2 protein-coding genes are annotated in these 950 nt (G+C 68.2%); both read left to right on the top strand.

The genetic code is table 11. The annotated features are described in order from the left end of the window. Positions 1-812: trans-sulfuration enzyme family protein (locus EQG76_RS00865; RefSeq protein WP_159709744.1), on the top strand; the 812-nt coding region annotated here is incomplete at its 5' end. Continuing rightward, positions 809-950, top strand: a 142-nt coding sequence (locus tag EQG76_RS33890; protein ID WP_456237657.1) for a GFA family protein, incomplete at its 3' end; no start/stop codon positions are given. The genes EQG76_RS00865 and EQG76_RS33890, both read left to right, overlap by 4 nt.

Genomic DNA, 950 nt, shown 5'->3' with positions numbered 1-950 from the left:
AGCGCATGGGCGTGGCGGTCGACTACTTCGATCCGCTCCAGCCCGAGCAGGTCGAGGCGGGGATGCGGCCGGAAACGCGCATCGTCTACCTGGAGAGCCCGGGCTCCCTCACCTTCGAGGTCACCGACGTGAAGAGGGTGGCCGAGATCGCCCATACCCGTGGTGCCCTGGTAGTATTCGACAACACCTGGGCCACGCCCTTGTTCTTCAAGCCCTACGAGCATGGGGTCGACGTGACCGTTCATGCCGCCACCAAGTACCTGGGCGGCCATTCCGACCTGATGATGGGGATTGTCACCTCCACGCCGGAGATCCACCCCCGGCTGCGCCAGGGCGTCCAGGATCTCGGCATGTCGACCAGCCCGGAGGACTGCTGGCTCGTCCTCCGGGCACTCCGCACCCTGGAGGTCCGGCTCCAGCGGCACATGGCCAGCGGCATCCGCATCGCCCAGTGGCTGCAAGAGCGCCCGGAGGTGGCGCGGGTGCTGCATCCGGCCCTGCCAGACGATCCGGGCCACGCCTTGTGGCAGCGCGACTTCAAGGGTGCGTCGGGCCTGTTCGGCCTAGTCCTGAAGCCCTGCAGCCGGGAAGCCGTGGCCGCCATGCTGAACGGCATGAAGCTGTTCGGCATGGGCTGGTCGTGGGGCGGCTATGAGAGCCTGCTGATCCCGACCTTCCCGCAGAAGACGCGCAGCGCCACGGAGTGGCAGGTGGAAGGCCCATGCCTGCGCATCCATGTCGGCCTGGAAGCGCCGGAGGACCTGATCACCGATCTTGAGGCGGGCTTCGCGCGGCTGGGAGCGGCGGCATGACCAGGATGGAGGGCGGCTGCCTGTGCGGAGCCGTGCGCTATGCGATCGAGCTGGAGGAGGACGATCTCGCCGACTACTGCCATTGCCGGGAATGCCGCCGGGCCAGTGGGGCGCCGGTGGTCGCCTGGGTGCAGGTCA

Origin of the sequence: Geminicoccus flavidas, from assembly GCF_009806515.1 — a bacterium.
Lineage (GTDB): Bacteria > Pseudomonadota > Alphaproteobacteria > Geminicoccales > Geminicoccaceae > Geminicoccus > Geminicoccus flavidus.
The sequence above is the reverse complement of the archived record's forward strand: the minus strand, read 5'-3'. Positions and strand labels throughout refer to the sequence as shown.